At 66.8% G+C, this 25,513-nt stretch carries 23 protein-coding genes, 1 tRNA gene and 2 pseudogenes; 10 read left to right on the top strand and 16 right to left on the bottom strand.

From position 1 onward, the window contains the following. The first annotated feature begins 294 nt into the window (after positions 1-294). The gene (locus NC4_RS05615; protein ID WP_067533199.1) at positions 295-1,116 is read left to right on the top strand and encodes a lytic polysaccharide monooxygenase; all 822 of its coding nucleotides are present in this window, start codon (positions 295-297) and stop codon (positions 1,114-1,116) included. Positions 1,117-1,241: 125 nt separating this feature from the next. Further along, positions 1,242-1,994, top strand: a complete 753-nt coding sequence (locus tag NC4_RS05610; RefSeq protein WP_067533196.1) for a copper homeostasis protein CutC — start codon at positions 1,242-1,244, stop codon at positions 1,992-1,994. Between the two features lies 1 nt (position 1,995). On the opposite strand, the gene NC4_RS05605 is transcribed toward NC4_RS05610, so the two are convergent. From NC4_RS05605 to NC4_RS05590, 4 genes and pseudogenes are all read right to left on the bottom strand, one after another. Next, complete coding sequence (locus NC4_RS05605; protein ID WP_067533193.1) at positions 1,996-2,949, bottom strand: esterase/lipase family protein; 954 nt, start codon at positions 2,947-2,949, stop codon at positions 1,996-1,998. Positions 2,950-3,338: 389 nt separating this feature from the next. Then, positions 3,339-4,583 (bottom strand): annotated as a pseudogene (locus NC4_RS05600) (YibE/F family protein); the annotation flags it as partial. Positions 4,584-4,896: 313 nt separating this feature from the next. Beyond that, positions 4,897-6,156 carry a pyridoxal phosphate-dependent aminotransferase gene (locus NC4_RS05595; RefSeq protein WP_067533294.1) on the bottom strand — a complete coding sequence of 420 codons (1,260 nt, stop codon included), beginning with the start codon at positions 6,154-6,156 and terminating at the stop codon, positions 4,897-4,899. 28 nt (positions 6,157-6,184) lie between these two features. After that, positions 6,185-7,627, bottom strand: coding sequence for a helix-turn-helix domain-containing protein (locus NC4_RS05590; protein ID WP_245721503.1), 1,443 nt, complete (start codon positions 7,625-7,627; stop codon positions 6,185-6,187). A 178-nt stretch (positions 7,628-7,805) separates the two neighbouring features. Between NC4_RS05590 and NC4_RS05585 the strand changes: the two genes are divergently transcribed. Further along, the gene (locus NC4_RS05585; protein WP_067533191.1) at positions 7,806-8,255 is read left to right on the top strand and encodes a hypothetical protein; all 450 of its coding nucleotides are present in this window, start codon (positions 7,806-7,808) and stop codon (positions 8,253-8,255) included. Between the two features lie 170 nt (positions 8,256-8,425). On the opposite strand, the gene NC4_RS05580 is transcribed toward NC4_RS05585, so the two are convergent. The 3 genes from NC4_RS05580 to ctaD all read right to left on the bottom strand — a co-directional run bounded on the left by NC4_RS05580 (position 8,426) and on the right by ctaD (position 12,398). Next, positions 8,426-9,745 (bottom strand): Hsp70 family protein, encoded by a 1,320-nt coding sequence (locus NC4_RS05580; protein WP_067533188.1) that lies wholly within the window; start codon positions 9,743-9,745, stop codon positions 8,426-8,428. 248 nt (positions 9,746-9,993) lie between these two features. Continuing rightward, on the bottom strand, positions 9,994-10,566 hold the full coding sequence (dcd, locus tag NC4_RS05575) for a dCTP deaminase (RefSeq protein ID WP_067533185.1): 573 nt from the start codon (positions 10,564-10,566) through the stop codon (positions 9,994-9,996). A 47-nt stretch (positions 10,567-10,613) separates the two neighbouring features. Further along, the gene (gene ctaD, locus NC4_RS05570) at positions 10,614-12,398 is read right to left on the bottom strand and encodes an aa3-type cytochrome oxidase subunit I (protein ID WP_084528539.1); all 1,785 of its coding nucleotides are present in this window, start codon (positions 12,396-12,398) and stop codon (positions 10,614-10,616) included. Positions 12,399-12,670: 272 nt separating this feature from the next. On the opposite strand from ctaD, the gene NC4_RS05565 reads away from it, so the two are divergent. Next, positions 12,671-12,744: transfer RNA gene (locus tag NC4_RS05565), tRNA-Gly, on the top strand. A gap of 133 nt (positions 12,745-12,877) precedes the next feature. On the opposite strand, the pseudogene NC4_RS05560 reads toward NC4_RS05565, so the two are convergent. Next, positions 12,878-14,723 (bottom strand): annotated as a pseudogene (locus tag NC4_RS05560) (acyl-CoA dehydrogenase). 300 nt (positions 14,724-15,023) lie between these two features. Here NC4_RS05560 and NC4_RS05555 point away from each other — a divergent pair. Then, on the top strand, positions 15,024-15,644 hold the full coding sequence (locus tag NC4_RS05555; RefSeq protein WP_067533182.1) for an alpha/beta hydrolase family protein: 621 nt from the start codon (positions 15,024-15,026) through the stop codon (positions 15,642-15,644). On the opposite strand, the gene NC4_RS05550 is transcribed toward NC4_RS05555, so the two are convergent. From NC4_RS05550 to NC4_RS05535, 4 genes are all read right to left on the bottom strand, one after another. Then, positions 15,641-16,351, bottom strand: a complete 711-nt coding sequence (locus NC4_RS05550; protein WP_067533179.1) for a class I SAM-dependent methyltransferase — start codon at positions 16,349-16,351, stop codon at positions 15,641-15,643. The genes NC4_RS05555 and NC4_RS05550 overlap by 4 nt on opposite strands. A gap of 88 nt (positions 16,352-16,439) precedes the next feature. Beyond that, on the bottom strand, positions 16,440-17,546 hold the full coding sequence (locus tag NC4_RS05545; protein ID WP_067533176.1) for a glycoside hydrolase family 183 protein: 1,107 nt from the start codon (positions 17,544-17,546) through the stop codon (positions 16,440-16,442). A gap of 180 nt (positions 17,547-17,726) precedes the next feature. Continuing rightward, positions 17,727-18,485: a crotonase/enoyl-CoA hydratase family protein gene (locus NC4_RS05540; protein ID WP_067533173.1), complete on the bottom strand. Its 759-nt coding sequence runs from the start codon at positions 18,483-18,485 to the stop codon at positions 17,727-17,729. A 15-nt stretch (positions 18,486-18,500) separates the two neighbouring features. Beyond that, complete coding sequence (locus tag NC4_RS05535) at positions 18,501-19,277, bottom strand: alpha/beta fold hydrolase (RefSeq protein WP_067533170.1); 777 nt, start codon at positions 19,275-19,277, stop codon at positions 18,501-18,503. A 122-nt stretch (positions 19,278-19,399) separates the two neighbouring features. Between NC4_RS05535 and NC4_RS05530 the strand changes: the two genes are divergently transcribed. The 4 genes from NC4_RS05530 to NC4_RS05515 all read left to right on the top strand — a co-directional run bounded on the left by NC4_RS05530 (position 19,400) and on the right by NC4_RS05515 (position 20,853). After that, a complete protein-coding gene (locus NC4_RS05530; protein ID WP_067533168.1) occupies positions 19,400-19,624 on the top strand; it encodes a hypothetical protein in 225 nt (74 codons plus the stop codon). After that, positions 19,611-19,907: a hypothetical protein gene (locus NC4_RS05525; RefSeq protein ID WP_067533165.1), complete on the top strand. Its 297-nt coding sequence runs from the start codon at positions 19,611-19,613 to the stop codon at positions 19,905-19,907. The genes NC4_RS05530 and NC4_RS05525 overlap by 14 nt, the downstream gene beginning before the upstream one ends. 45 nt (positions 19,908-19,952) lie before the next feature. After that, entirely contained in the window at positions 19,953-20,279 is a 327-nt protein-coding gene (locus NC4_RS05520; RefSeq protein WP_067533160.1) for a hypothetical protein, read from the top strand. Between the two features lie 103 nt (positions 20,280-20,382). Continuing rightward, positions 20,383-20,853 (top strand): hypothetical protein, encoded by a 471-nt coding sequence (locus NC4_RS05515; protein WP_067533157.1) that lies wholly within the window; start codon positions 20,383-20,385, stop codon positions 20,851-20,853. A gap of 7 nt (positions 20,854-20,860) precedes the next feature. Here NC4_RS05515 and NC4_RS38705 read toward each other — a convergent pair whose 3' ends face one another. Together NC4_RS38705 and NC4_RS38700 are read right to left on the bottom strand one after the other, a co-directional pair. Beyond that, positions 20,861-21,097, bottom strand: a complete 237-nt coding sequence (locus NC4_RS38705) for an NUDIX hydrolase (protein ID WP_084528537.1) — start codon at positions 21,095-21,097, stop codon at positions 20,861-20,863. Positions 21,098-21,112: 15 nt separating this feature from the next. Beyond that, positions 21,113-21,358, bottom strand: coding sequence for an NUDIX domain-containing protein (locus tag NC4_RS38700; RefSeq protein ID WP_084528535.1), 246 nt, complete (start codon positions 21,356-21,358; stop codon positions 21,113-21,115). A gap of 105 nt (positions 21,359-21,463) precedes the next feature. Here NC4_RS38700 and NC4_RS05505 point away from each other — a divergent pair, with 105 nt between their 5' ends. Further along, entirely contained in the window at positions 21,464-22,183 is a 720-nt protein-coding gene (locus tag NC4_RS05505) for an NIPSNAP family protein (RefSeq protein ID WP_067533153.1), read from the top strand. A gap of 8 nt (positions 22,184-22,191) precedes the next feature. On the opposite strand, the gene NC4_RS05500 is transcribed toward NC4_RS05505, so the two are convergent. After that, positions 22,192-23,253 carry a GGDEF domain-containing protein gene (locus tag NC4_RS05500; protein ID WP_067533150.1) on the bottom strand — a complete coding sequence of 354 codons (1,062 nt, stop codon included), beginning with the start codon at positions 23,251-23,253 and terminating at the stop codon, positions 22,192-22,194. 72 nt (positions 23,254-23,325) lie between these two features. Further along, on the bottom strand, positions 23,326-25,071 hold the full coding sequence (locus NC4_RS05495) for a VanW family protein (RefSeq protein ID WP_067533147.1): 1,746 nt from the start codon (positions 25,069-25,071) through the stop codon (positions 23,326-23,328). Positions 25,072-25,513 lie beyond the last annotated feature (442 nt).

Below are 25,513 nucleotides of genomic sequence, written 5' to 3'. Positions count from 1 at the left end.
CACGTGGCCAGCTTGTGCCATCCCGGCCGGTCGGTTGTAGAAATCTCCAGACCACCGGGCATCTGCTATTACCGCAGGCAGGCGCGGCGGTCGGCGCGCGCGGCGGCGCAGAAGCGACGCGCGCCGAACCGCGCGGGGCCCGATTCCCCAGTCGGGACGACGCTTGACAGGATGGTTGCCCAGGGTCTAACTTCTGGAACGCCCCACTTTCAACTGTGATCCGCATCTCAGTCGCGGATCCGCGGGACGTACCTCGAGCCCTGCGTCCCAACCATTTTCGAGGGAGTTTCAGTAATGGTTGGTAGAAAACTGCTATCTACGGCCGGGGTTGCTGCCGGTATTGCCCCGTTGCTGGTGGCACTGCTGCCCGCGGCCACCGCCAACGCGCACGGCTATGTCACCGGACCGGCCAGCCGCCAGGCGCAGTGCGCGGCGCGCACGGTCTCCTGCGGCGCCATCACCTACGAGCCGCAGAGCGTGGAAGGCGCACAGGGACAGCGCAATTGCAGCGCGGGCGACCCGAGGTGGGCCGAACTGGACGATGACAGCAAGGGCTGGCAGGTGCATTCGGTCGGCAGCACGGTCGATTTCACCTGGAAGTTCACCGCGAACCACAGCACCAAGGACTGGGAGTACTTCATCGGCGGCACCCGCGTCGGCTACGTCGCGGGCAATGGCCAGAAGCCGCCCAGCTCGCTGACGCACACCATCGACCTGTCCGGTTTCACCGGTAAGCAGAAGCTGTTGGCGGTCTGGAATATCGGCGACACCCCCAATGCCTTCTACAACTGCATCGACCTGAATATCGGCGGCGGCGGAACCTCGCCCACCACAACGCCGCCCACCACGACCGCGCCCACCACCACGGCACCCCCGACCACCACCGCGCCGACCACGACGACGGTTCCGTCCACGACCACGCCGCCGGTCACCACCACGGCTCCGGGTACGACCACCGATCAGCCCGCCGGTGACGAATGGCGCCCGCACGCCTCGTACGAGATCGGCGATGCGGTGACCTATCAGGGCGAGCGATACCGCTGCCTGCAGGCGCACACCGTGCACGATCCGACCTGGACCCCGGACGCGACGCCCGCGCTCTGGCAAGCGCTCTGATCGAACCCCCCGAGGCGACTGCTCGGCGATACATATCTCACATATCGCCAGGCAGTCGCCTCGCATGATCAATTCTGCTAATCCCGGGCAATCGAACACGGCGCCGGTCGCCCATACTGCAAGGTATGACGGATGCGCGCACGGTTCGGGTCGAGATCGGAGTGGAGTCGGTGGCCGGGGTCCGCATTGCGGAGGCGGCGGGCGCCCGGCGCGTCGAACTGTGCACCGGTCTGTCCGTCGGCGGGTTGCCCCCCGGGGCCGCGCTCGTCGAGGCCGCGGTCGCCGCGGCCACCGATACCGAGATCCACGTGCTCGTCCGCCCGCGCCCCGGCGACTTCCGCTACAACGACGACGAGGTGGCGCTCATGCGTTCGGATATCGCGCACCTGCGTGAGCTCGGCGTGCACGGCGTCGTGGTCGGCGTCCTGGACGAGGACGGGAATGTGGACACCGGAGCCAATTCCGAACTGCTGGCCGCCGCGGGAGGTATGGAGGTCACCTTCCATCGCGCCTTCAACGTGTGCTCCGATCCGTACGGCGGATTCGACCGGCTCCTGGAGCTGGGCTTCACCCGCCTGCTCACCTCCGGTCGCCAGGTGTCGGTGCTGGACGGCGCCTCGCTCATCGCCCGCCTGGTCACGCTGGCCGACGACCGCATCGACGTCATGGCCTGCGGCGGCGTGCGCGCCGACAATGCCCGCCGCGTCATCGAATTGACCAATGTGCGCGATCTCCATGCCGCCGTGCGCATTCCGGTCCCTGGCCTGGCGCAGGGCGAAACCGATGTCGATTTCGCCGAGTTCGGCGTTCCGCGCGGCTTCGACCACTTCGAGACCGACGCCGCCGGTGTGGCCGCGCTCTGCGAAGCGGCCCGCTGAGCTACAGCCCGGGCGGCGAGGAGTTCGGCACGCACGGGATCGCCAGGGGGACATCCGGATCCAGCGCCTGCACCGCCAGTGTCGCCGCCACCGGATCACTGGTCAGGAACAGATGTCCGGTCAGATCCTGTGGACAGACCTGTTGCAGAACGATATTCGTCGCATTGGGCGCATCCTTCAGGCCATTGGTGTACGGCACGACCTGCCCGTCGGTCTCGGTGAGGATCGAGGCGTAGCGGACCTTCGGCGAATAGACGCCGCTCTCCTGCAGCATCTGGATGAAACCGGAACCGGTCAGCATGTCGACGCAGGCCGCGCACGGCGGGTTCATGGCCGCGTACACCTGGTTGTAGATGCCCAGCGAGCGAGCGGTATCCGACAGCGATTGGGCGACCCGGGTGCCCTTCCAGATCGGGGCCAGCGATACCTGGGTGTCGACGAGGGCGTCGCCGCCCAGGAACTGGATATAGGCCGCGCCCACCAGGGTGCCCTCGGACCAGGTCAGCAGCTTCACCTTCGGGGCTCCGGTCGCGGCCAGCACCCGATCCACATAGCGGGACAGCTCCGGCGCCGAGTTCATGATCGGTATGCGGCCGCCCACGCCCTCCAACAGCCCGCCGTCCCCGGGGTAGGTGCCATAAGTGAGCGCGAAGACGCAGTAGCCCAGGTTCTTCAGCAGTGGCGAGACCGCCTGCCAGCTGTTCTCGCCATTGCCCGCGAGCCCGTGCACCAGCACCACCGGCAAGGGATGGGCCGCATCGGGTTTACAGGCCCAGTCATTGCCGCCCGGCGGATCGTAGGGCGGCTTGGCATTCACCGAGGATTCGATGAACGGCCCCATCCCCCACACCACCGGCAGTTCCGCCGCGGACGCGGTGCCCGGTACGGCGACCGTGGCGGCGACCATCCCGGAGATTCCGGCGGCCAGCGCCAGTTTGATCTTCGCGAGCAGCATCAGGACAGCGCTCCTAACCGAAACGTGACGACGCTACGAACCAGGAAAACTGCTATCCCACACCGATCTCGGGATGTCCGTCACCGTACTCGATGCGGTGGTCAGGGCCTGGAATGCCGCCCGCCGCGCGGCGGGTTCGGCGGTTCCGGCGGATCCTGCGGCGACCAGACCGGCAGGTCCTCTGTATCCGGCTCGAAGGGTTCGGGCGGCGGACTCAGCCGCACCACACCGGTATACGGATTCGGCGGCGCGGGCTCCGCCGGGGCGGCCGGGCGGGGCGGGGCCTCGGCCTCCACCTTGCGCATGGCGCCAGTCGTGCCCGCCGACCGGGCCGCGCCCGCCGCCGCGGGCCGCTTGGCCGCGGTCCAGGTGCGCTTGACCGGGCGCTGGGGCTCCGTCTTGCCGCCGTGCCCGAACGGCCGCGCCAGCATGACCGCGATACCGGTGGTCAATGGTACCGAGAGCGCGAGCGCGATACCGCCGACGGCGGACCGGGCGATCTCGATGCCGACCGCGTCACCGGTGAGCACATCGGTGATATTGCGGCCCGCCACACTGAAGATCAGCAGCAGCGGCAGCGCGCCACCGGCGTAGGCCAGCACCAGGGTGTAGACGGTACTGGCGATATGGTCGCGGCCCACCCGCATGGCGGCGCCGAAAATGCTGCGGCGATTGGCCTTTTCGTCCAGCGCCGCCAGTTCGAAAGCGGCCGAGGCCTGTGTGATGGTCACATCGTTGAGCACGCCCAGGGTGCCGATGATGAAGCCCGCCAGCAGCAGTCCGGTAATGCTGACGTGCTCCAGATAGGTGGCGACATTGGTGTTCTGCTCTTCCGACAGGCCGGTCAGATGCGTCACCTTCAGGGTGAGCCAGGACAGGAAGGCGGCCAGGCCCATCGAGGTCAGCGTGCCCAAGAGCGCGGAGCTGGTGCGCAGATTGAGCCCGTGCGCGAGATACAGCACCACATAGAGAATGAGCGCGCCCGCCACCAGCGCGACCGGTATGGCGGGTTTCCCGTCCAGCAGGGCGGGCAGCAGGAATTTGACCAGGACCGCGAAGGCGAACACGAGTCCGATCAGCGCCCGCAGCCCGCGCCAGCGCGCCACCGCGATGATGACCACCGCGAACGCTATGACGATGATGGTCAGCGGCAGCCCGCGCGAATAGTCGTCGAAGCCGTAGATGGGCGCCCCGCTGGGATCGGTGGATCGCACGATGCGGATCTCGTCACCCACTCGCAGATCGGGTTGTCCAGGGCCGGGCGCGATTTCGAACAGCGTGCGCTCACCCTCGTCGGGCCCAGATTCGATGGCGACGATACTGCGCTGGCACTCATAGGCATTGGTGCGCGGGGCCTGCGGCTCGTCCGCGAACGGCTTGCCCAGTGACGCGCTGCCGCAGGCGCCCAGGTCCTGCCGGATGACGGTGCCCGCCTCGGTCTGGAACGCCCCGCCGCCCGCGCTCTGCATGGGCAGCGGAATCTCGACCCGCTGCGCACTCGGCCACAACCACACCAGCCCGGCCACCACCGCGACGCCGATGAGTACGAGGATTCCGATGACAACCCGGGCAGCGGTGGCGCCGATGGGAACCGGACCCGAATGATCGTGGTGGTGATGGTGGTGATCGCTCACTCGGCGAGCCTAAACGAAAATCGTTCTCGAAGTGAGAAGCAGGTGAGCTGCATAGATTCCTGGAGGGGGCGGCGGAGAGCAGGGGGATGTCTCCGCCGCCCGGGATCGGCGGCCCAGGGGGGTAGGCCGACCCAATCCAAGGCCGGACGGCCCAGGGGGGTAGGCGGTCCGGCCGGGCACTCAAGGTGCCGAGGACCACTGTACACAAAAGGCTGTTCTTTGCGCTAGCTAAGTCTCTAAAAACCCAACTTTTTCGAACCAGCGGTTTGTTTTAAAGGGGAGTAGTAGGGGGTTTCAACCCTCACATCCCCTATCACTGCCGGTACGAGGCAAGGAAATTGCCGAACCGCTCGATCGCCACCGACAGGTCCCGCGCCCACGGCAGCGTCACGATGCGCAGATGGTCGTGGTGCGGCCAGTTGAAGCCGGTGCCCTGCACCATGAGGATCTTCTCCTGCAGCAGCAGATCCAGGACGAGCTTCGAATCATCGTGAATCTCATGGACTTCCGGATCCAGCCGCGGGAACGCGTAGAGCGCGCCCTTGGGCTTGACGCACGAGACGCCCGGAATCGTATTGAGCTTCTCCCACGCCACATCGCGCTGCTCGAGTAGTCGCCCGCCCGGCAGCACCAGATCATCGATGCTCTGATGCCCGCCCAGGGCCACCTGAATGGCGTGCTGCGCAGGCACATTCGGGCACAGGCGGGTGGAGGCCAACAGATCGATGCCCTCGATGAAACCGCCCGCGTGATCCTTCGGGCCGGTGATCACCAGCCAGCCGGAGCGGTAACCGGCCACCCGGTACGCCTTGGACAGGCCATTGAAGGTCAGGCACAGCAGATCCGGCGCGAGCGTGGCCAGCGAGACGTGCTTGGCGTCGTCGTAGAGGATCTTGTCGTAGATCTCGTCGGCCAGCAGCAGCAACTGATGCTTGCGGGCCAGGTCCACGACCTGCTGCAGCACCTCGGCCGAGTAGACCGCGCCAGTCGGATTGTTGGGGTTGATCACGACGATGGCCTTGGTCTTGTCGGTGATCTTGGATTCCATATCCGCGATATCCGGCTGCCAGTCGTTGGACTCGTCACACAGATAGTGCACGGGCGTGCCGCCGACCAGGGAGGTCATGGCCGTCCACAGCGGATAGTCCGGCGCCGGGATCAGCACCTCGTCGCCATTGTCCAGCAGCGCCTGCATGGTCATGGTGATGAGCTCGGAGACGCCGTTGCCCAGGTACACATCGTCCACATCGAACTCCGGGAAGCCCGGGACCAGCTCGTAGCGGGTGAAGATGGCGCGGCGGGCGGGCAGGATGCCCTTGGATTCGGAGTACCCCTGCGCATACGGCAGCGCCGCGATGATGGCGCGCATGATGACGTCCGGCGCGTCGAATCCGAACGGCGCGGGATTGCCGATATTCAGCTTGAGGATGCGGTGCCCCTCGGACTCCAGCCGTGCCGCATGTGCGTGTACCGGTCCCCGGATTTCGTACAGCACGTTCTGGAGCTTGGTCGACTGCTCCAGGGTGCGCGGGGACCGATGCGGTAGGTGACTGGATGGACTCACCCGTCCAATGGTGCCATCCGCCCGCAATGCCGTTTTTTCAGCGCGAGGTATCAGGTGGCAACATGCCGGTCGCGGCCGTGTTCCCGCAGAATTCCTCGATTCGCTCGTCCAGATAGCGGGCCTCGACCGCATCCCGGTACTCGGGCTTGGTCAGCCGCTGACGCAAACCGGTCAGTCGTTCCTCCAGCTGCGCGATGCGCTTGTCCTCCTCCAGTTGCAGCACCGGCTGCAACGCCTCGGCGGCCCCGTCCAGGCTCCCGTTGATCAGGTGCGCGGCGGCGCTGTCCACCCGGGCCAGCGATTCCGCGCCATAGGAGCGCTGCTCGGTGGGCCCGTTGGCGTACAGGTCGATGGCGCGGCGGGTGTGCTCCAGCGCGGGCTCGGCGCGGCCGAGATGGATATAGGTGGCTCCCGCGTAGTAGTGGCTCTTGGGCTGGTTGAACCCGAACACCCCGCCGACCTCGTCGTGCAGGGTGTCGCTGGAACCCCCCTCGCGGGCGCCGTCGGCGGCGCGGATACAGCGCTCGGTATCGGCATTGCTGCCCAGCTTGGACCAGATGCGGGCCTCGATATTGTGCAGCCGCACCCGCGCGGTGGTGGATTCGGCGTACTGCTGCCCGGACTGGGCGAGCAGGACCGCCCGGCGCGGGCGCTCCGACCAGTATTCGATAAGCGCCTGCATGCCGCGAGTCCAGGCGCGCAAACCGTTGTGCCCGCACAGTTCCGCGTAAGCCCATGCCGCCCTTGCCTGTTCGCCCGCGGCGTCGACATCGCCGAGGTCGGTGCTGGCATTGGCGAGCAAGCCGGACAAAGTACCCGCGAGCAGATACAGATGCCCGGTATCGGCGGGCTTCTGATGGCCTTCGAGCAGCCGGTAGACGCGGCGGCGCACCCGCAGCATCTCCACCATCATGGGCACCGGCGGAACGTGCACATAGTCGTTGGCGATGCGCGTGACATCGGCATCGAGCTGTTCCAGGGTGGTAGCGCCGACATTGGAGCTCTCCGCCCTCCCTGCGTGCTCACTTGCTTCGTGGGCAGCCGCCATGATCAGATCCCTCTCCGAAATCGCTGCTAACGCATCGCCTCTCATCGCACCCGTGTCGACGAGTGCCAGCAGTTCCGCGTCGCTGGAATAACTGGCCTGCACCGGATTGCCCAGCCCGAACGGGGAACTGGGCGGGCGCACATCGAAACCGGGTACGGTGGGGCGGTCGATCAACGGCTGATCGATCAAGGCCGCGAACCGCGCCCGCACAACATCGTCGGACCTGGCCAGAGAGGTATCGAGGGCAGCCTGATTGACGGGGCGGGGATGGACCCGCACACCCCCGGCTTCCCACTTCGAAACCAAGCGTTCGTGCACGCCCAAGTGCGCCGCGAACTCTCGGATACTCATCCGCTTGGCATCGCGGAGGGCGCGGGCCTCTTTGCCTGACCACTGCCGGACCACGACGTCATCCTTCCGAACGAACTCCATGTCCAGGGTACGAGCGTGAAGTGGCTGCGGCCACAAGCGAAACCTACCTGGTACCAGGCTTTATACGGGTTGGTAATAGTGGCGGCGGAAGGGCAGCGCAAGGAGGGCATGCGGGCGTTTTCACAAGGCCCCGCCAGCCGCGACCCTGTAACCAGGAGGCCAACAGGAGCGGGGAATCGTGAACGCGGACAGGCTCAGAACCATCGATGATTGGGTGGCGTTCTATCGCCACGAGTTCGGGCTACCTGTCACCGAGCGCGGCGGCTTCGTCATGCTTCCCGTCACCGGCAAGATCGGCGTGGTGCATTTGCCGGTGGCCCGGGCCGAAAAGGTCCGCACCGCACTGGAACAGCGGCAACGCGCCGGGCCCATGCTGGCGCGGCAGATCCGCTGGAGCTTTCTGAGCGAACCCGATTCCACACCCGGCGAGCAGATCATGGATGTCCTCAACCGCCTCGATATCGGCATTCCGGCCATAGGCAGCGCCGTCATGCTCCCCACCGGTCTGGGCCGGTGGACTCGGGAAGGCTGCCACTGGGTCTCCCCGCCCACCCGCGATCTTCATCTCCCACCCCTGTCCGTGGTCATCACGACAGCTCTGGCGGTGGGAACCGGAAGCGAGGACTGAACGCAGCAGGTCCTCGCACCGGCGCGATACCGTTCACCCTCCGCGAACGGCGCGCCGGACCCACCGAGTCCGCCCCCTTCTGGCAGTCGACGGGGCGGACTCGGCGTAAGGGGGTACGGGGGCTCAGCCCCCGTACCCCCTTACGGGCCGCAGAAAGCGGGTGTAGTCGTTCAGGGCGCGGGCGCGGCCGGGAAGAGCGGAGGAATCGTCGGCACGACGACCGGCGGCAGGCCCGGAATAATGGTGATGGTGTTCGCGCCCGGCGGCGGCGTGGTCTCTTCGGTGGTGGTCGGCGCCCAGCGCGGCGGCGGCGCGGCCAGGGATTCATTGGTGGCGTCCGTGGTGACCGGCACCTGCGTGACCGGGGCGCTCGCGGCCGGGGTGGTGGTGACCGGCGCCGAGGTGGTGGCATCGGTGCTCTGCGAATCATGTTCCAGCACTTGCGGACCCCAGCCCAGCGAGACGCCGATGGCGGCGACCACGACCAGTGCGCCCACCGCCACCCCGGCCACGCTGATCTCGCGGCGGCGGGTGAACTTCTCCCCCGACCCGGATCCGGATAGCCAGGACGTGCCCTCCGCGGCGGCCACCGGCACGGCACCCTCGGGCAGCAGGGTGGGGAACGGCGCGGGCGCGGGCCGCTGCCACACCGGGCGGGCCAGCATGGCGGCGCCGCGGGCGGCGACGGTGTCCGGGCCCGGGGCCACGATCACCGGGACGCCCAGCCAGCGGCGCAAAACCCGTGCGACGAGCGGAATCTGGGCACAGCCGCCGATCACCGCGACCGCCTGCACCGGCTGCTCGGAGCGCAGGATGACATCGCGGGTCATGCGCGCGGAGGACTCCACCGCCAGCATGATCAGGGCTTCGAAATTCTCCTGGGACAACAGCACCAGGCCCTCGGTGGACGGCAGGGCCACCGCGCTGTTGGCCGACAGCTGCTCCTTGGCCTGCCGACACAGCGCGTCCAGCTCGGCCAGGCCCGCGGCATCCGGCGGATGGGCGATGCGGCCCGAGGCGATCTGCTGTTCGCGGATGAGCGAATCCAGGTAGTCGCCGCTGATATCGCTGGTGCGCTCGCTGAAGTTGATCTGCCGGGTGCCGGTGTCGACCACCGTCACCGATAAACCGGACGCGCCGAGATCGTAGAGTGCGACGGTCCCGAATCCTTGCAGCTCACCGGAATTCTCCAGGAACTCCAGGGCCGTGATCACATCCGGCACCAGCTCGTAATTGGTGAACTGCCGGCGGGCCAGCTCCGCCCGCACCGCCCGCGCGTGCTGTTCGTCACGGTAGGCGATTGCGGTCGCGGTGATCTGCGGATCCGCCGCCAGCACCGCGCCGACGGCATCGGCGACGAGCAGCTCCACCGGCCGGTCGACGACCGGGACGGTCTGCACATCGAAGGCGCGCTCGGCGGAATTCCCGGCAACGGGACGTGCGACGCGAACCGCACCCGCCCCCACCGAAACTCCCAATACCGAACTCATCTGCAGCCCATCTCGTTTCCACGCTCACCGACTGCGAACGGATGCCTTCGAACGGCCGACCGGCATCGCGTCACATGCGGTGATCACACTTGCGGTGGGGTCACCCTACCTGTCGCAAGCACCCTACGACGACGAGAGTCTCCAGTACACCCGGGAGTTCACCCAACGGGCACCTGACAAGCCCCGTGGACGCGGACCCGCTGTGGTACGACACAGAGATTCCCCTGTGGCGCAGTGACATTCGCCAATCAGGAGCCGACCGGGAAATTCAGGTAGGCGCGCGACGGGGTCGGGCCGCGCTGGCCCTGGTACTTGGAACCGACGGCGGCGCTGCCGTACGGATGCTCGGCCGGACTGGTCAGTCGGAACAGGCAGAGCTGGCCGATCTTCATACCCGGCCACAGGGTGATGGGCAGATTGGCGACATTCGACAGTTCCAGGGTGATGTGGCCGCTGAATCCGGGATCGATGAAGCCCGCGGTGGAATGGGTGAGCAGGCCGAGGCGGCCCAGGCTCGATTTGCCCTCCAGCCGTCCGGCCAGATCGTCGGGCAGGCTGCACACCTCGAGGGTGGAGCCCAGCACGAATTCGCCCGGGTGCAGCACGAACGGCTCGCCCTCGGTCGGTTCGACCAGCGTGGTCAACTCGTCCTGGCGCTGCGCGGGATCGATGTGGGTGTAGCGAGTGTTGTTGAACACTCGGAACAGACTGTCCAGTCGCACATCGATACTCGACGGTTGCACCAGTTTGTCATCGAACGGCTCGACCCCGAGACGCCCGGCGTCGATCTCCTTACGAATATCGCGATCGGAAAGCAGCACGCCGAACAGGGTAGTTGCCGCCGAGTGCGCATTCGCGCCGGGTGTGGTCAGGGCTTGCTCAGATCCGGACCGTCCGGCGGTTCCGCCGGTAGTTCGACGGGTTTGGCCGCCGTCACCGCGACCTGCGCTGGTTTGCGCAGGCCGAAGGAGGAGTACGCCTCGGCCCGCATGCGCTCGACCATGTGCGGATAGTGCAATTCGAAGGCGGGACGCTCGGAGCGCACCCGCGGCAGCTCATAGAAGTTGTGCCGCGGGGGCGGGCAGGAAGTCGCCCACTCCAGGGAGTTGCCGTAGCCCCACGGATCGTCCACGGTCACCACTTCGCCGTAGCGGTAGCTCTTGAAGACGTTCCACACGAACGTCAGCATCGAGAACCCGAGCACGAACGAGCCGATGGTCGAGATGGTGTTCAGCAGCGTGAAGCCGTCCATGGGCAGATAGTCCGAATATCGGCGCGGCATGCCCTCGTTCCCCAGCCAGTGCTGCACCAGGAAGGTCAGGTGGAAGCCCAGGAAGGTGGTCCAGAAGTGCAGTTTGCCGATGCGCTCGTCCAGTAGCCGCCCGGTCATCTTGGGGAACCAGAAGTAGATGCCCGCGAAGGTGGCGAACACGATGGTGCCGAACAGCACGTAGTGGAAGTGCGCTACCACGAAATAACTGTCGGACACATGGAAATCCAGCGGCGGGCTGGCCAGCACGACGCCCGACAGACCGCCGAAGAGGAAGGTCACCAGGAAGCCGACGGAGAACAGCATGGGCGTCTCGAAGGTCAGCTGGCCGCGCCACATGGTACCGATCCAGTTGAAGAACTTCACGCCCGTGGGCACCGCGATGAGGAAGGTCATGAGGGAGAAGAAGGGCAGCAGCACCGCGCCAGTGGCGTACATGTGATGCGCCCACACCGCCACCGACAGCGCGCCGATGGCCAGGGTGGCGTACACCAGCGTCGAGTACCCGAACAGCGGTTTGCGGCTGAACACCGGGAATATCTCGGTCACGATGCCGAAGAACGGCAGCGCCACGATGTACACCTCGGGATGCCCGAAGAACCAGAACAGGTGCTGCCACAGCATGGCCCCGCCATTGGACGCGTCATAGATGTGCGCACCCAGGTGCCGGTCGATGCCGAGCGCGAACAACGCCGCGGTGAGAATCGGAAATGCCAGCAGCACAAGCACACTCGTCACCAGAATGTTCCAGGTGAAGATGGGCATGCGGAACATGGTCATGCCCGGGCAGCGCAGGCAGATGACCGTGGTGATCATATTGACGCCGCCCAGAATGGTGCCCAGACCGGACAGGATCAGCCCCATGATCCACAGGTCCGCGCCCACCCCCGGGGAATGGGTCATATCGCTGAGCGGGGTGTACCCGGTCCAGCCGAAGTCCGCGGCCCCGCCCGGCGTGATGAATCCGGCCGTCGCCATGGTCGCCCCGAACAGGTACAGCCAGTAGCTGAAGGCGTTCAGCCGCGGGAACGCCACATCCGGGGCCCCGATCTGCAAGGGCAGCACCGCATTGGCGAATCCGAACACGATCGGCGTCGCATAGAACAGCAGCATGATCGTGCCGTGCATGGTGAACAGCTGATTGAACTGCTCGGGCGAGAGCATCTGCAGCCCCGGCCGCGCCAGCTCCACCCGCATCAGCAGCGCCATCAGCCCGCCGATCAGGAAGAACGTCATGGCCGTGAACAAATACATGTTCCCGAGCATCTTGGGATCGGTGGTCGTGATGGCCTTCCACAGATAGGACCCCTTGGGCCCCATCCGCGCCGGAAACGGCCGCACGGCCTCCAGCTGCGGGACTTCGCGCGCAGGCGTCGCGGTCATACGTCCTCCTCGACCGCCGAGCAGGGACGCCGAACGCCTCAGCAAACGTCCAGCATCGCCAAACTACTTGTGGTGGACGGGTTTTCGATCTCCACCACAGTCTACGACCGCCCGTAACTGAACCCCCGCACTTCGACAAAACATCCCGCAAGATCACCGGCGCGCCGCCCCCGCAACACCACACCCCACCCCATGACCAGCCACAACCCCTAAAGATTTGCGCCCCGCCAGCCCCGGTCTGATAGAGTCGCGAACGCGCTCTCGAGCGCACTGCCGGTGTGGTGTAGTGGCAACACGCTACCTTCCCAAGGTCGAATTGCGGGTTCGATTCCCGTCACCGGCTCCACCAAACAAGAGCCTCTGCCCAGTGCGGAGGCTCTTCGTCTATCCGGGGGAATTCGACCGGTATCCGGACCCTCTGGTGCCTCTATATACAACTGAGGCCCGGATTGCTCCGGGCCTCAGTGGTTTTCAGTGGATCAGAACGCCGCTTCATCCAGCTCCATGATGTCGTTGTCGAGGTTCGACAGCACGGTGCGGACCGAGGTCAGCTCCGGAAGGACATTGCGGGCGAAGAACTGCGCGGTGGCGACCTTGCCGGTGTAGAACGGCTCGGTGGAGCCGTTGTCGAGGGCCTTGATGGCGACCTCGGCCTGCACCAGCAGCTGCCAGCCGATGAGCAGGTCGCCGACGGCGAGCAGGAAGCGCACCGAGCCCAGGCCGACCTTGTAGAGCTCCTTCGGGTCCTGCTGGGCGCCCATCAGGTGGCCGGTCAGGGTGGCGGCCATGGCCTGCACATCCTCGAGGGCGGTGGCGAGCAGCTTGCGCTCGGCCTTGAGGCGACCGTTGCCGCCCTCGCGCTCGATGAAGGACTGCACCTGTCCGGCCACGTGGGCCAGCGCCACACCGCGGTCGCGGGCGATCTTGCGGAAGAAGAAGTCCTGCGCCTGGATGGCGGTGGTGCCCTCGTACAGCGAGTCGATCTTGGCGTCGCGGATGTACTGCTCGATCGGGTAGTCCTGCAGGAAGCCGGAGCCACCGAAGGTCTGCAGCGATTCGGTCAGGTACTGGTAGGCGCGCTCGGAGCCGACGCCCTTGACGATCGGCAGCAGCAGATCGTTCACGCGGAAGGCGACATCCTTGTCCCGCACCCGAGACGAGGTTCGCGATGTCCTCGTTCTGGTGCGCGGCGGTGTACAGGTAGATGGCGCGCAGGCCCTCGGCGTAGGCCTTCTGCATGGCCAGCGAGCGGCGCACGTCCGGGTGGTGGGTGATGGTCACGCGCGGCGCGGCCTTGTCGGTCATCTGGGTCAGGTCGGCGCCCTGCACGCGGGTCTTGGCGTACTCCAGCGCGTTCAGGTAACCGGTCGACAGGGTGGCGATGGCCTTGGTGCCCACCATCATTCGAGCGTTCTCGATGACGTCGAACATCTGCGCGATGCCGTTGTGGACCTCGCCGACCAGCCAGCCCTTGGCAGGCACGCCGTGGCCGCCGAAGGTGACCTCACAGGTGGCCGAGACCTTGATGCCCATCTTGTGCTCGACATTGGTGACGAATACGCCGTTGCGATCGCCCAGGGTCTGGGTGTCGAAGTCGAAGTGGAACTTCGGCACGTAGAACAGCGACAGGCCCTTGGTGCCCGGTCCGGCGCCCTCGGGGCGGGCCAGCACCAGGTGCATGATGTTCTCGAACAGGTCGTCGGAGTCGCCCGAGGTGATGAAGCGCTTGACGCCCTCGATGTGCCAGGAGCCGTCCTCCTGCTGAACCGCCTTGGTGCGGCCCGCGCCGACGTCCGAACCGGCGTCCGGCTCGGTCAGCACCATGGTGGCGCCCCAGTTGCGGTCGGCGATGATCTGAGCCCACTTCTTCTGCTCATCGGTGCCGTTGTTGTAGAAGACCTGCGCGAAACCGGCGCCCGCGGCGTACATCTGGGCCGGGGGGTTGGCGCCCAGGATCATCTCGCCCAGGGCCCAGCCGACGACGGAGAGAGCGCCGAGGCCGCCCAGCTCCTCGCGCACGGGCACCTTGGACCAACCGGCATCCTCGAGCGCCTTGTAGGACTTCTTGAAGGACTCGGGCAGGGTCACGGTGCGAGTAGCCGGGTCGAAGGTCGGCGGGTTGCGGTCGCCGTCGACGAAGGAGTCGGCCAGGGGGCCCTCGGCCAGGCGGCGGACCTCGTTCAGCATTTCCTTGACGGTGTAGGCGTCCAGGTCGCCGTAGGCGCCCGCGTCGCCGTAGGCGCCCGCGTCGAGCAGCTGCTGGATGCCGAGGACCTCGAAGAGGTTGAACTCGAGGTCGCGGACGTTTGCCTTGTAGTGACCCATGGTCGTACTCACTCTCCATTGAGATGGGTGCGGTTCGGTTGGTGCCGTTCCCGCCCGTTAGGTCTCCACCGGGTAGACACCGTAAAGCATCTCTACTGGCGGGTAACTTATGCGCCATGTTACCGACGGGTAAAACCGCCGCCAAGGTCAGCACGGGCGATTGTGACGGGAAGCACGCGCGTTGCTGGGCGCCGGGTTTGCCTTGAGCCCGAGGGGATCCCGGAATCGCAGGTGAGGCGAGTTCTCGCCGCCCCGCGCGCGCCGGTGTTAGGTCCTCGACAGGCCCGGTTACGGTGCGGTATGCGCATCGAGACGAGTGCCGGACCGGCGGAGGTGGAGATCGACCGGCCCGCGGGCGGGAAACCGGCGTTCCTGTTGCTGCTCACGCATGGTTCCGGGGGTGGGAACGATGCGAAAGACATTCTGGCCGTGCGGGATTCGGCGGTGGCGCAAGGCGGCGCGGTGGCCCTGGTGACACAGCCGTATCGGGTGGCGGGACGGCGTGCGCCGGGCAATGCCGAGGTGCAGGACGCGGCCTGGCTGGAGATCATCGCGGCGCTGCGCAAGAAGACGGTGCTGAAGACCAAGCTCGCCACCCTGCCCTTGATTCAGGGCGGGCGCAGCAATGGCGCGCGGGTGGCCTGCCGCACCGCGCGGGCGGCCGGGGCGCGCGGCGTGGTCGCGCTCTCCTTCCCACTGCATCCGCCGGGCAAACCGGAGAAGTCGCGGCGGGAGGAACTGCTGGCGCCCGGGGATATCGAGGTGGTCGTGGTCAACGGGGCGCGCGATCCGTTCGGGATACCGGACGCCGCCGATGCCGCCGAGGTGCGGGTGATTCCGGGCCAGGCCCATTCCTATCGCGCCGGATTCGAGGAGATCGCCGCGACCGTCGCGGTCTGGTTGGAGCGCTGGGCGCGTTAGCCCTCCAGCGCCGGGGGCGTCTCGGATTCCGTGGGCGGTTCGGGCACCGGTTTGGTGGCGACGATCAGGGCGTCGATGGCATCCCGATCCTCGGTGGGCCGGGCGATGCGGTCGGCGACGCGAATGCGGATATCGTCCCCGGCCGGATCCAGCTCGGCGACGATATCGTTCGGCGTGAACAGCCGATCGGGATCCTGTTCGCCGCCATAGCCTTCGGTGCGGTTGAGGGTGTCGTTGCCCAGGACGAGCAGCGTGCCCCCGGGGGACAGCATCGCCACCGCGCGCAGCAGCAGGGCGCGGCGATCGGCTCTCGGGAGTTGCAGGAAGGCCATGAGAACGAGCTCGTAGGGTCCGGTCAGATCGGTGCCGTCGAGCCGGGTGACATCGGCGCAGTGCCAGCTGATGCGGCCGCGGACCGAGCGGGACAGGCGCGAGGCGACGGTGCGGCCCTTGTCGATGCCGGTCTGGGAGAAGTCGACGGCGTCGACCTGACAGCCGTGCGTGGCCAGCCACAGCGTATTGCGGCCCTCACCGCAGCCGAGGTCCAGGACGCGGGGGTATTCGGGGCGGGGCTCGCCGACCGCGAAGGGGCCCGTCGGCAATCGGCGCTCCAGGCCGAAGACCTGCTCCACAACGGTGTCGTTGGGCGGTGCGCCCCAGACCAATTCGGTTCGGGCGTAATGCTCGTCCCATGCGGCGGCGTCCATGAGTCGAGTCTATGGGTTGGTCCACCATGCGAATCTCCCCCGAACACGTCTTGCGCGTTCGGGGGAGATCTCCTGAAACCGTTCGAATTCAGAGCGTGGTGCGCATGAGGATGACGTTGTACTGGCTGTGCACGGTGGTGAGGAAGTACAGGTCACGCCCGGTTTGATACGGGAAGATCGACGGCGCGTACGCGGAGGGCAGTTCGCGGGTGTCGATCAGCACCTCCGGACCGCCCCACGGACCTTCCGGATGCGGTGCGCGGTACATGACCACCGAATTCCACGGATCGGTGGTGAGCATGATGTATTCGCCGAGATAGTCGTTCCACATGACCGACATCTCGGAGACGCCGCCGATCACGGGCGCGGCCGCGTTCACATCGTCCTTCACCCATTTGTCGCCGTTCCAGTATTCGTAGGCGGGGAGATCGCCGATGGCGGCCTCCGGAACGCGCGCCACGAATGCCGGATTATTGCGGCCGGAGGCGGTGCCGTACTCGTAGACGAAGCCGTCGGACTTGAGGAAGGCGTTCATCTGGAAGTTGCTGTTGCCGCCGTCGTCCGGACGCCGGGTGGCGGGCAGTTCGACCCAGTTCTCGCCATTGTCGCCGGAGACGGCGAGGCCGGAGAAGTTGGTGGTCCACTCGCCGACGTCGTCCCAGGTCTTCACCGACATGAGGCTCATGTACTGGACGCCGCCCACCGAAATGCCCGCAGTGGGAATGCGGCTGATCTCCAGCCATGGAATCTTGGGGCTGGGGATGAGATCGCGCGCCTGGCCGAAGATATCGCGCACCACGCTGTCGAAGTAGATGCCGTTGGCCGGGTTCTGGGTGTGCGAGCGCACCAGGATATTGGAGCGCCAGGCCCAGGTGCTGCCGACCAGCAGATTGGGGAAGCCGAGACCGGCGGTGTCACCGAAGGCGGTGAGCATTTCGCCGTGCCCGTTGTCCCACATGATGCCCAGGTCGGTGCCGAGCACGTTGTAGTTCTGGGTGTTGTAGGGGCTGGCCATGCCGGTGGCCTGGAAGACGGCCTTGGTGCGCCCGGGCAGATTGGGCAGGCCGTTGGTGCCGTTGAGCACCGGGATCGGATTGATGGCATTGGGGTTGGCTGCGGCCGGGGTGGTCACGGAAAGGAGCAAGGCCGTGGCACCTGCTATGGCGGTCAGCAGCAGGGGGGCGGTCTTGGTCAATGCGGTGGATCCTCCGGTTCTGCCGAATTATTTGCGGACCACACGGTATGTGACGGGTCACACAAGAGGTTCGACTCGCTGGCAAAGTGTGAAAATGCTAACAGCGATACCCCGAGAGGTGGTGTTCCAAACCGGATTGTTTGCAGTGAGTTCGCTTACGTTTGCGAAATCGCGTCCTGCTCAGTGCGAATTCGATCCTCGGTTCAGGGCCTGCCGGACGATCAGCGGCAGCTGCGTCGCACGTTCGACCGACAGCGTACGGCGAACCGATGCGTTCCACGTGCGATCGAAAAGCTTCTTGGCGGCGGCCACCGCGGGCGCCGGGCGCGCGGCAATACGGTCGGCGAGCTTCTCGGCGGCGGCCAGCGGATCCGCGGAAACCTCGGTGACCAGGCCGATTCGCTCCGCATGGGCTGCATCCACGCAGTCCGCGGTCATGGTCAGCAGCAGCGCCTGATCGATGCCGATCAACCGCGACAGCGTCGCGGCGCCGGTCATATCCGGAATGAGACCGTGCTTGGCCTCCATGACCGAGAATTCCGAATCCGGTGTGACGAACCGGAAATCGGCGGCCAGCGCCAGCTGCAGGCCGCCGCCGTAGCAACGTCCGTGCACCACCGCGATGACCGGCTGCGGCAGTCGCCGCCACGCCCAGCACGCCTCCTGGAAGACATTGGTGCCGCGCCACGGCAGCGGCACGAAGGCGCGCAGCACATCGAGCGGATTGCCCATGGCCTTGGCGATATCCAGGCCGGAGGAGAAACTGGGCCCGTTGCCGGACAGGATGACCACGCGAATATCGCTGCGCCGCTCGATGACTCCGGCGACCCGCACCAGCTCGCGCAGCATGTCGACGGTCAGGCCGTTGTGCTTGTCCGGCCGGTCCAGGGCGACGTGGGCGCGATTGCCGTCGAAGGTGAGGGAGACATTGTTGCTCACGGTCGTTCCTTCAGGTCAGAGCTGGTCCAGCAGGAGCCGGGCGCAGCCGGGCGGGTCGTCGTAGAACGGCGTGTGACCGCTGCCGGGCAGCGTGACATGCCGTGCCTCGGGCAGCACCTCGCGGGCGCGCCGGGCCTGGGTGGCGTACGTGAGCAGAATGTCACGATTGCCCCAGGCAATGGTCACCGGGACAGCGGCGACGGCGCTGCGATCGGGCAATCGGAAATCGGTGAAAGAGGCCAGGGCGGGCGGGAAGCCCTCGCTGGCGAGCAGGGCGTCGATGGTGTCCGCGGCGACCTGCGGATCGACCGCCCACGGCTTGCCGAGCACCAGGCCCATGAGCGTCGTCCGCCCCGCGATATTTCCGGCCAGGCCCGGGACGGCCGGGTGCAGCACCTTGCTGAGATCCTTCGCCCGGCCCAGCGCCTGCTGGCACCAGATGCGACCGGCCCTGTCCCAGAACCCGATGGGCGAGTACGCGGTGACGGACCGGGCCAGCCCGCGCGCCGCCAGATCCAGGGCGATGCCGCCGCCCATGGAATTGCCGCCCAGATGCGGTCTTTCGATGCCTTCCGCGGCGAGGAATTCGACCAGAGCGTCGGCGAGCGTGGACACCGTGGTGGTCGGCAGCGGTCGGCTCCCGCCGAAACCCGGCAGATCGACGGCGATGACATCGAACGATTCGGCGAGCAGGCCGACAATGGGCTCCCAGACCTGCCAGCGGCTCCCGACGCCGTGCACGAGTACGAGCGGCTCCCCGCTGCCCGCGCGGAAATGGTTCAGCTTGGTCATCGTCGACTCCCCGGAATGGTCCCTGCGGATCGACCCTAACAGCGGCCCACCGGCCGCCAATCGAGATTTTCGGCCGGTAACGGCAAGCGTGGCAAGAGCCCTCCGGCGGTACGATAAAAGGTATGGCAACCCGGAAAGTGACCTTGTCGCTGGACGCGGCGGCCTGGTCGTATGCGGAACAGGCGGCGGCCCGCGCGGGCATGTCACCCTCGGCGTGGATATCGCGCGCGGCGCGGCGCGAAGCCGTGCGCACCGGTTGCCTGCCCGCACCCGACCCGGTCGATATGGCGGAGGCCGACGAGCGCGAACGCGCCGCGGCGGAGAAGGAGCTGCGTGCGCAGGGGTGAACTCTGGGTCTATCACCCACACGGCACCCGCAAGACACGCAACATCATTCTCATCAGCAGTGACGGCATCAACGAGTCACCGCGACCCTGGCTGATCGCCGCCGAGGTGGAGGCCGAGGATCCGCGCGACATTCTGGCCGTGCCCATTCCGGGTCACGGCTGGGTGCATGCCGGGAATCTGGGCCGCATCTATCGCGGCTGGCTGGCGCGGCGCATCGATGCCGTGGACGCCGAGACCGCGGATCGGATCGACACAGCGCTGCGCGCGGCCATGGATCTGTGAGATCGTCTCTGCGGCATATCCAGTTCCGTGAGAAACGAGGAACCAGTGCGTATTTCCCTGCTCGCCGCCGCGCTCGTCGCATTGCCGCTGCTGGCCGCATGCGGCAGTGACGACAAGGCTCCCGCCGTCACCCAGGCGGAGGTGTCCAAGGCGCTGCAGGACGGTGGCCTCAAGGATGCGGCGCTGGCCGACTGCGCCGCGCGCATCTATGTGGAACAGGGGATTTCGCAGGACGGGCTGCGGCTGATGATCAAGAACGATCAGAAGGCCGCCTCCGCCACCAATATGGAGGAGCTCGGCATGACCGGCGAGGACGCGAACAAGGCGCGCGAGGCCACCAACAAGATTGTCGGTGAATGCCTGAAGAAGTGAGCTGCCTGCGGTTTTAAGGCATTCCACCACCTGATCGCAAGCGGTCCGGCCCATTCTCTGGAGTGACGTGACGACCTGTCACCCAAGAGATCTGAGGACTGCGATGAAGAAATCCGTTGTCGTCGTGGCATTGCTGGCGCTGCCGGTGCTGGCCGCCTGCAGTAGCAAGGAGTCGACCCAGCCCGCGCCGCTCGCCGCGCCCACGACCTCCGCGGCCGTGGTGACCTCCGCCCCGGTCACCACGACCTCGGGCGCGCCGACCACGTCCTCGACCCTCACCACACCGGGCGGCACGACGACCACGTCGGGCGGGGCCGTCGCCTCCGGCGGGCTGACCACCGAGCAGATCTCGCAGTCCCTGCAGGACAAGGCGAAGCTGAACGAGCAGACCGCCGACTGCATTGCCAATATCTATGTCGCGGAAGGCATCTCGCAGAGCGGTATCGGGAAGATCATCGACGAGGGCTACAAGTCGGGTTCGATCACCATCAACCCCGCCACCCTGGGTTTGTCCAGCGACGACTTCCGCAAGCTCGGCAAGGGCAGCAGTCGCGTCGTCGCGGAATGCGGCTGAGCCGCCGTCAGTCTCGCCGCCACGGCAGCCGCACCGGTTCGCCCGGAACGTCCCCGGCCAGCAGCCGTTCCAGCAGTTCGGCCAGACCCAATGGGAAGACGTGATCGGACGTGCCGCGCAACTCCGGCAGCGCCCACCAGCGATGGCCGGACAGCGCAGTGCGTTCGATCTCCTCATGACCGGACACGTCCACCTCGAAGGCCGCCGCCCGCACGAAGAAGTAGGAATCGGTGGCGCCGTACACCGTGCCGTCGTCACTCTACCACTGCCCGGCACTGACCGCCACCACCGGGCTCAACTGCGCCCGATCGATGCGATATCCGGTCTCCTCGAACACTTCCCGGACCGCACCGTCCTCGAAACTCTCGCCGGGATCGAGCCCGCCACCCGGCGTGAGCCAGCCCGGATCGGGGTCGAAGGGCGGCGGCGGCCGGAAGCGGAAGAGCAGAACGCGATCGTCCGGATCGACCAGGATCACCCGAGCCGTAGCGCGCTGGATTCCCATGCGAACGATCTTATGGCGCACGCGATCCGCCCGCTGGCCAGATATTGACGAATATAGTCTTCCGGGCCACTCGAACGCGGCCGTTCCCACTGACACAGTCGTCCCATGGTGGAAAACCCTTGGCCTGTAGTCGAATTGCGGCAGTACACCCTGCGACCGGGCACGCGCGACATCATGATCGACCTGTTCGACCGCGAACTCGTGGAAACCCAGGAAGCGGTCGGCATGCGAATCGCCGGACAGTTCCGCGACGAGTCGAATCCGGACCGTTTCGTATGGATGCGAGCGTTCCCGGATATCCCCGCCCGCACGGCGTCCCTCACCGCGTTCTACATCGACGGCCCGGTCTGGCGCGAGCACGCCCCGGCCGCCCGAGCAACGATGGTGGACACCGACAACGCGTTGCTCCTGCGCCCTGCGACCGCTGACTCCGCCTTCGACCTGTCCGGGCAACGCCCACCGGCCAGAGCCGTCGAGTCGCCGCAATCCCGTGCTCTGGCGACGATCTACTATCCGGCGGGCGATCCGCGGGAGTTCGCCGAGTTCTTCGACGACCGGGTTCGCCCGGCCCTGGGCATGAGCCCGATCGGCTGCTATCGCACCGATCCGACGCCGAACGATTTCACCCGGCTGCCGGTGCGGACGGAGACGGTATTCGCCTGGTTCGCACTGTTTCCCGATGCGGACGCGCGCACCGCGGCGCTCGACGCGCTCGCAGCGTCACGGGACTGGACCGAGCGGGTCCTGCCGGAGCTGGGCGCCCGGTCGTGCGCCCCGGCCGAGCAACTACTCCTCGCGCCGACCTCGCGCTCACTGCTGCGCTGAGACCGTACCTATTCCGGTTCGGCGCCCGCCAGGATCACGGCATTGCCGCCCAGTCGTTTTGCCCGGTACATCGCCGAATCCGCCGCTCGCAGAAGCTGATCCGGGGTCGGGTGCGGCAGGGCGCCGTCGTCGACCGCGATGCCGATGCTGGCGGTGATGGCGGTGCGGGCGCCCGCGGCGGTCGCTATGGAGCGGCGGATGCGCTCGGCGGCGATGATGGCGGCGGCGCGGTCCAGGTGGGTGATGACCACGAATTCCTCACCGCCGCTGCGGGCTACGAGGGCGCCCGGGTCGACGGCAGCGCGCATGCAGCGAGCCGCGCGCACCAGGACCTCGTCACCGGCGGAGTGGCCGTAGGTGTCGTTGACGGCCTTGAATCGGTCCAGGTCGATGATCATCACGCCAATGGCGTCGTCCACGGCGGAATCGAACCATTGGGACAGGTAGTAATCCAGGCCGCGGCGGTTGAGCAGCATGGTGAGCGGGTCGGACAGGGCGTCGGTGCGCAGCAGCCAGTACAGGAATTGCAGGGCGGGCAGGACCAGGACGGTGGCCGCCGCCATGATCAGGATGATGGACAGGGCCAAGGCCAGGTCACCGGTATCGGTGATGACCATGAGCGTGCTGAGCGTGAGCACCGACAGCAGTGACCAGATGGTGTGCGCGGCCAGCACCCGCGGGCCGTGGAAGAAGGTCAGGTAGCCACCGGTCACCACCAGCAGGATGGCGCCGAGGGAGCCGTACACCCGATTGCGGTCCATCAGGCAGGCCGCCGTGACCAGCACATCGGCACCGCCCAGCAACAGCAGCGAGGTATTCGCGCTCGGCCAGGGCGCGATCCACCAGTACAGCGTCCACAGCCCCGCCCCGGCGGCCACGAACCCGAACACCACCTGACCCGTGAGACCGGACGGCCCGGCGGGCGACACCCAGGTCAGCAGGGCGATCACGAACATGACCGCGCCGCCCGCCGCTACCACGATCTTGAAGCTGCCCAGTGCGCCGCGGGCCTCGAGCCGATGCACCAGCCAGGTGTAGTCGACCGGATCTCGCCACCAGGTTCGCACCATGGCGCACCTGTCCGCCCGCGAGAGTCGCACCGCCGACAACATCAACCCCTTCCCCTGCTCCCGTCCCCCGGGCTACTCACATTTGACGACCGGTATCGGGTCGTATTTCACCGTGCGCGTGGTGCGGGACAGCTCCTTGCCCGTCTTAGCGTCCTTGATCACCCGGGTGTCGGACGTGGTGAAACCGGGCGCGCCCTCGGTGGCGATGCAGTCCTTCCCCTTGGGCAGGGTAATGGTCTGCGGCTCAGTCGGTTTGGTGCGGTCCCCCGTAATCGATTCGACCTCAACGAGTTTGGTGCTCCACAGCCGGACCGTTACCTCGGAATCGGTGGTGGCGGCCTCGATGAAGACACCGAAGGGGGTGTTGTTCTTGAACTTCAGATCGATGGCGCCGTCGAAGACGGTGGCCTCGCGGGCGGCCGGATAGCGCGAGATGTAATAGCTGTGCTCGGTGTGGCCAGCATCCTCCATACCCGCGAAATACGCGGCGTTGTAGAGGGTGGTGGCGAACTGGCTGATACCGCCGCCCACCGCGGTGCTGGGGCGGCCCTTGTCGATGATGCCGGATTCCACATAGCCCTGCTCGACCCCGCGCGGACCGGTGAAATCGTTGAGCGAGAAGGTGTCTCCGGGTTTCACCACGGCGCCGTTGACCTGGCGCGCGACCACCTTGATGTTCACGCCGGAGGGCCCGCTGAAGCCGCTGGTGGTGAAGGTGCCGATCATCTGCACCACGCCGAGCTTCTCGGCGTCCTCGGTGGCGAGCTTGGGCTTCACGTGCTCGTAGACGACGGTCCGGGACCGATCCCCCGCCGAAATCACCAGGGTGTCGAAGGATTCCAGCGTCTTGTCCCACTGGATGGTGTCGCCCACGACGGCGGGGATCACGATGGGGCGGCCGCCGCTGAGGTTGAACGTGGCGTCCTTGGGCTCCACCTCGGTGGGCTTCAACTGCGGCTCCAGCGCGGCGATCAGGGCCTCGGAGTTGTACGAAAGCTTCAGTCCGCCTTCGCCGTTCGGGTGGAAGGACAGCGCACCGGCGATCTGCGCGGGCGCCAGGACGGCATTGCCGCCCTTACCGGTGAAGGTGATGGGCGCGGCGACCGCGGGCGCGGCCTGCTCGCGCAGGGCGCGGTCCACCGCCTCGGCGCGGACCGTCGCGAGGGTTTCGACGGCGGGCAGCTCCAGCACCGGTCCGTCGGCCCAATGTTCCGCCAGCGCAACGCGGGCCGCGGGCGCGTCGAGCACTCGACCGGGCACCGGTTGCACCGGCACGGGTCTGGCGTCCTCGAAGACGACGCCGCCCTCGACCGGTTGCCGGTCGTGTGCCCGTAGCGTTTCCAGCTGCGTGGCCATGGCGGCATCGTCGACGGTGACGGCGGGCTCCACTTTTCGCGTGGTGAAGAAGGAAGTCAGGCGGGTGAAGGGGTTCATGGGCTGGCCGCCGATGCGGTCCCAGGTGCCGTCCCAGTCCACCGACAGACCGGCGTCGCGCGGCACCAATTCGGTTCGCACATCACCGATTTGCACCGTGAGCGGCTGCGCGGCGCGCTGATTCAGCACGTTCTCCAGCCGGGACTGCGCCAGCGACCGGTCCATACCGCCGATATCGATGCCCGCGACCTGCACGCCACGCGGCACCTCGCCGGACGATAGCGACCAATCCACTGCGAAGGCCAAACCGCCTGCCGCCATCAGCACACCCGCCGCGATTCCGGCGCGGCGTGCGGCCGCGGAGTTCAGGATCTGCCGTCCGGACGCCGAATCCTCGGCGGCGCTGCGCGCACGCGTATGCCGCCTGGGACTACCGCTGGTCACGAACTATCCTCCCAATGGTTGAATGCCGACTCACACAGCGCGAGTTCACCGCCCACCATAGTGGGCAACCCCGACAACGTGCAGCTCCACACCAAGCAGAGCAAACCAACAGCAAACCAATACTCGGGTGTGCGAAGGCGACAACTGATTTCGTGAGGCCCGGGTATCTCCCCGGGTACGCCCACAATCGGTGCGGATCCCAACCGCCGGCACGCGTGCTCGACGGTCCACGGCTCTCGGCCGTGCGCTGAATATCCGGGGAGACGGTACAGAGCTCCGTGCGGTTGCCGGGTCGGGGGTCTGGCAACAGCACGGAGCCACCCCGTCTATCGACTCCTGCTCGGGGGCGTTACACACGCGTTCGCGGCGACCGGAAAATTCGCGCGCCGGGCCACCCTGGGACAATCGGACAAGTAGCTAGAACCGGGCAGAGAAACCGACA

Origin of the sequence: Nocardia crassostreae (assembly GCF_001613405.1) — a bacterium.
In the GTDB taxonomy this organism is placed as follows: domain Bacteria; phylum Actinomycetota; class Actinomycetes; order Mycobacteriales; family Mycobacteriaceae; genus Nocardia; species Nocardia crassostreae.
This window is presented reverse-complemented; position numbering and strand designations above follow the sequence as displayed.

Coding starts and splice junctions, on each gene's coding strand:
- NC4_RS05615 (WP_067533199.1), top strand. CDS start 295: ATGGTTGGTAGAAAACTGCTATCTACGGCCGGGGTTGCTGCCGGTATT.
- NC4_RS05610 (WP_067533196.1), top strand. CDS start 1,242: ATGACGGATGCGCGCACGGTTCGGGTCGAGATCGGAGTGGAGTCGGTG.
- NC4_RS05605 (WP_067533193.1), bottom strand. CDS start 2,949: ATGCTGCTCGCGAAGATCAAACTGGCGCTGGCCGCCGGAATCTCCGGG.
- NC4_RS05590 (WP_245721503.1), bottom strand. CDS start 7,627: ATGGAGTTCGTTCGGAAGGATGACGTCGTGGTCCGGCAGTGGTCAGGC.
- NC4_RS05580 (WP_067533188.1), bottom strand. CDS start 9,745: ATGAGTTCGGTATTGGGAGTTTCGGTGGGGGCGGGTGCGGTTCGCGTC.
- ctaD (WP_084528539.1), bottom strand. CDS start 12,398: ATGACCGCGACGCCTGCGCGCGAAGTCCCGCAGCTGGAGGCCGTGCGG.
- NC4_RS05555 (WP_067533182.1), top strand. CDS start 15,024: ATGCGCATCGAGACGAGTGCCGGACCGGCGGAGGTGGAGATCGACCGG.
- NC4_RS05550 (WP_067533179.1), bottom strand. CDS start 16,351: ATGGACGCCGCCGCATGGGACGAGCATTACGCCCGAACCGAATTGGTC.
- NC4_RS05535 (WP_067533170.1), bottom strand. CDS start 19,277: ATGACCAAGCTGAACCATTTCCGCGCGGGCAGCGGGGAGCCGCTCGTA.
- NC4_RS05530 (WP_067533168.1), top strand. CDS start 19,400: ATGGCAACCCGGAAAGTGACCTTGTCGCTGGACGCGGCGGCCTGGTCG.
- NC4_RS05515 (WP_067533157.1), top strand. CDS start 20,383: ATGAAGAAATCCGTTGTCGTCGTGGCATTGCTGGCGCTGCCGGTGCTG.
- NC4_RS38700 (WP_084528535.1), bottom strand. CDS start 21,358: ATGGGAATCCAGCGCGCTACGGCTCGGGTGATCCTGGTCGATCCGGAC.
- NC4_RS05505 (WP_067533153.1), top strand. CDS start 21,464: ATGGTGGAAAACCCTTGGCCTGTAGTCGAATTGCGGCAGTACACCCTG.
- NC4_RS05500 (WP_067533150.1), bottom strand. CDS start 23,253: ATGGTGCGAACCTGGTGGCGAGATCCGGTCGACTACACCTGGCTGGTG.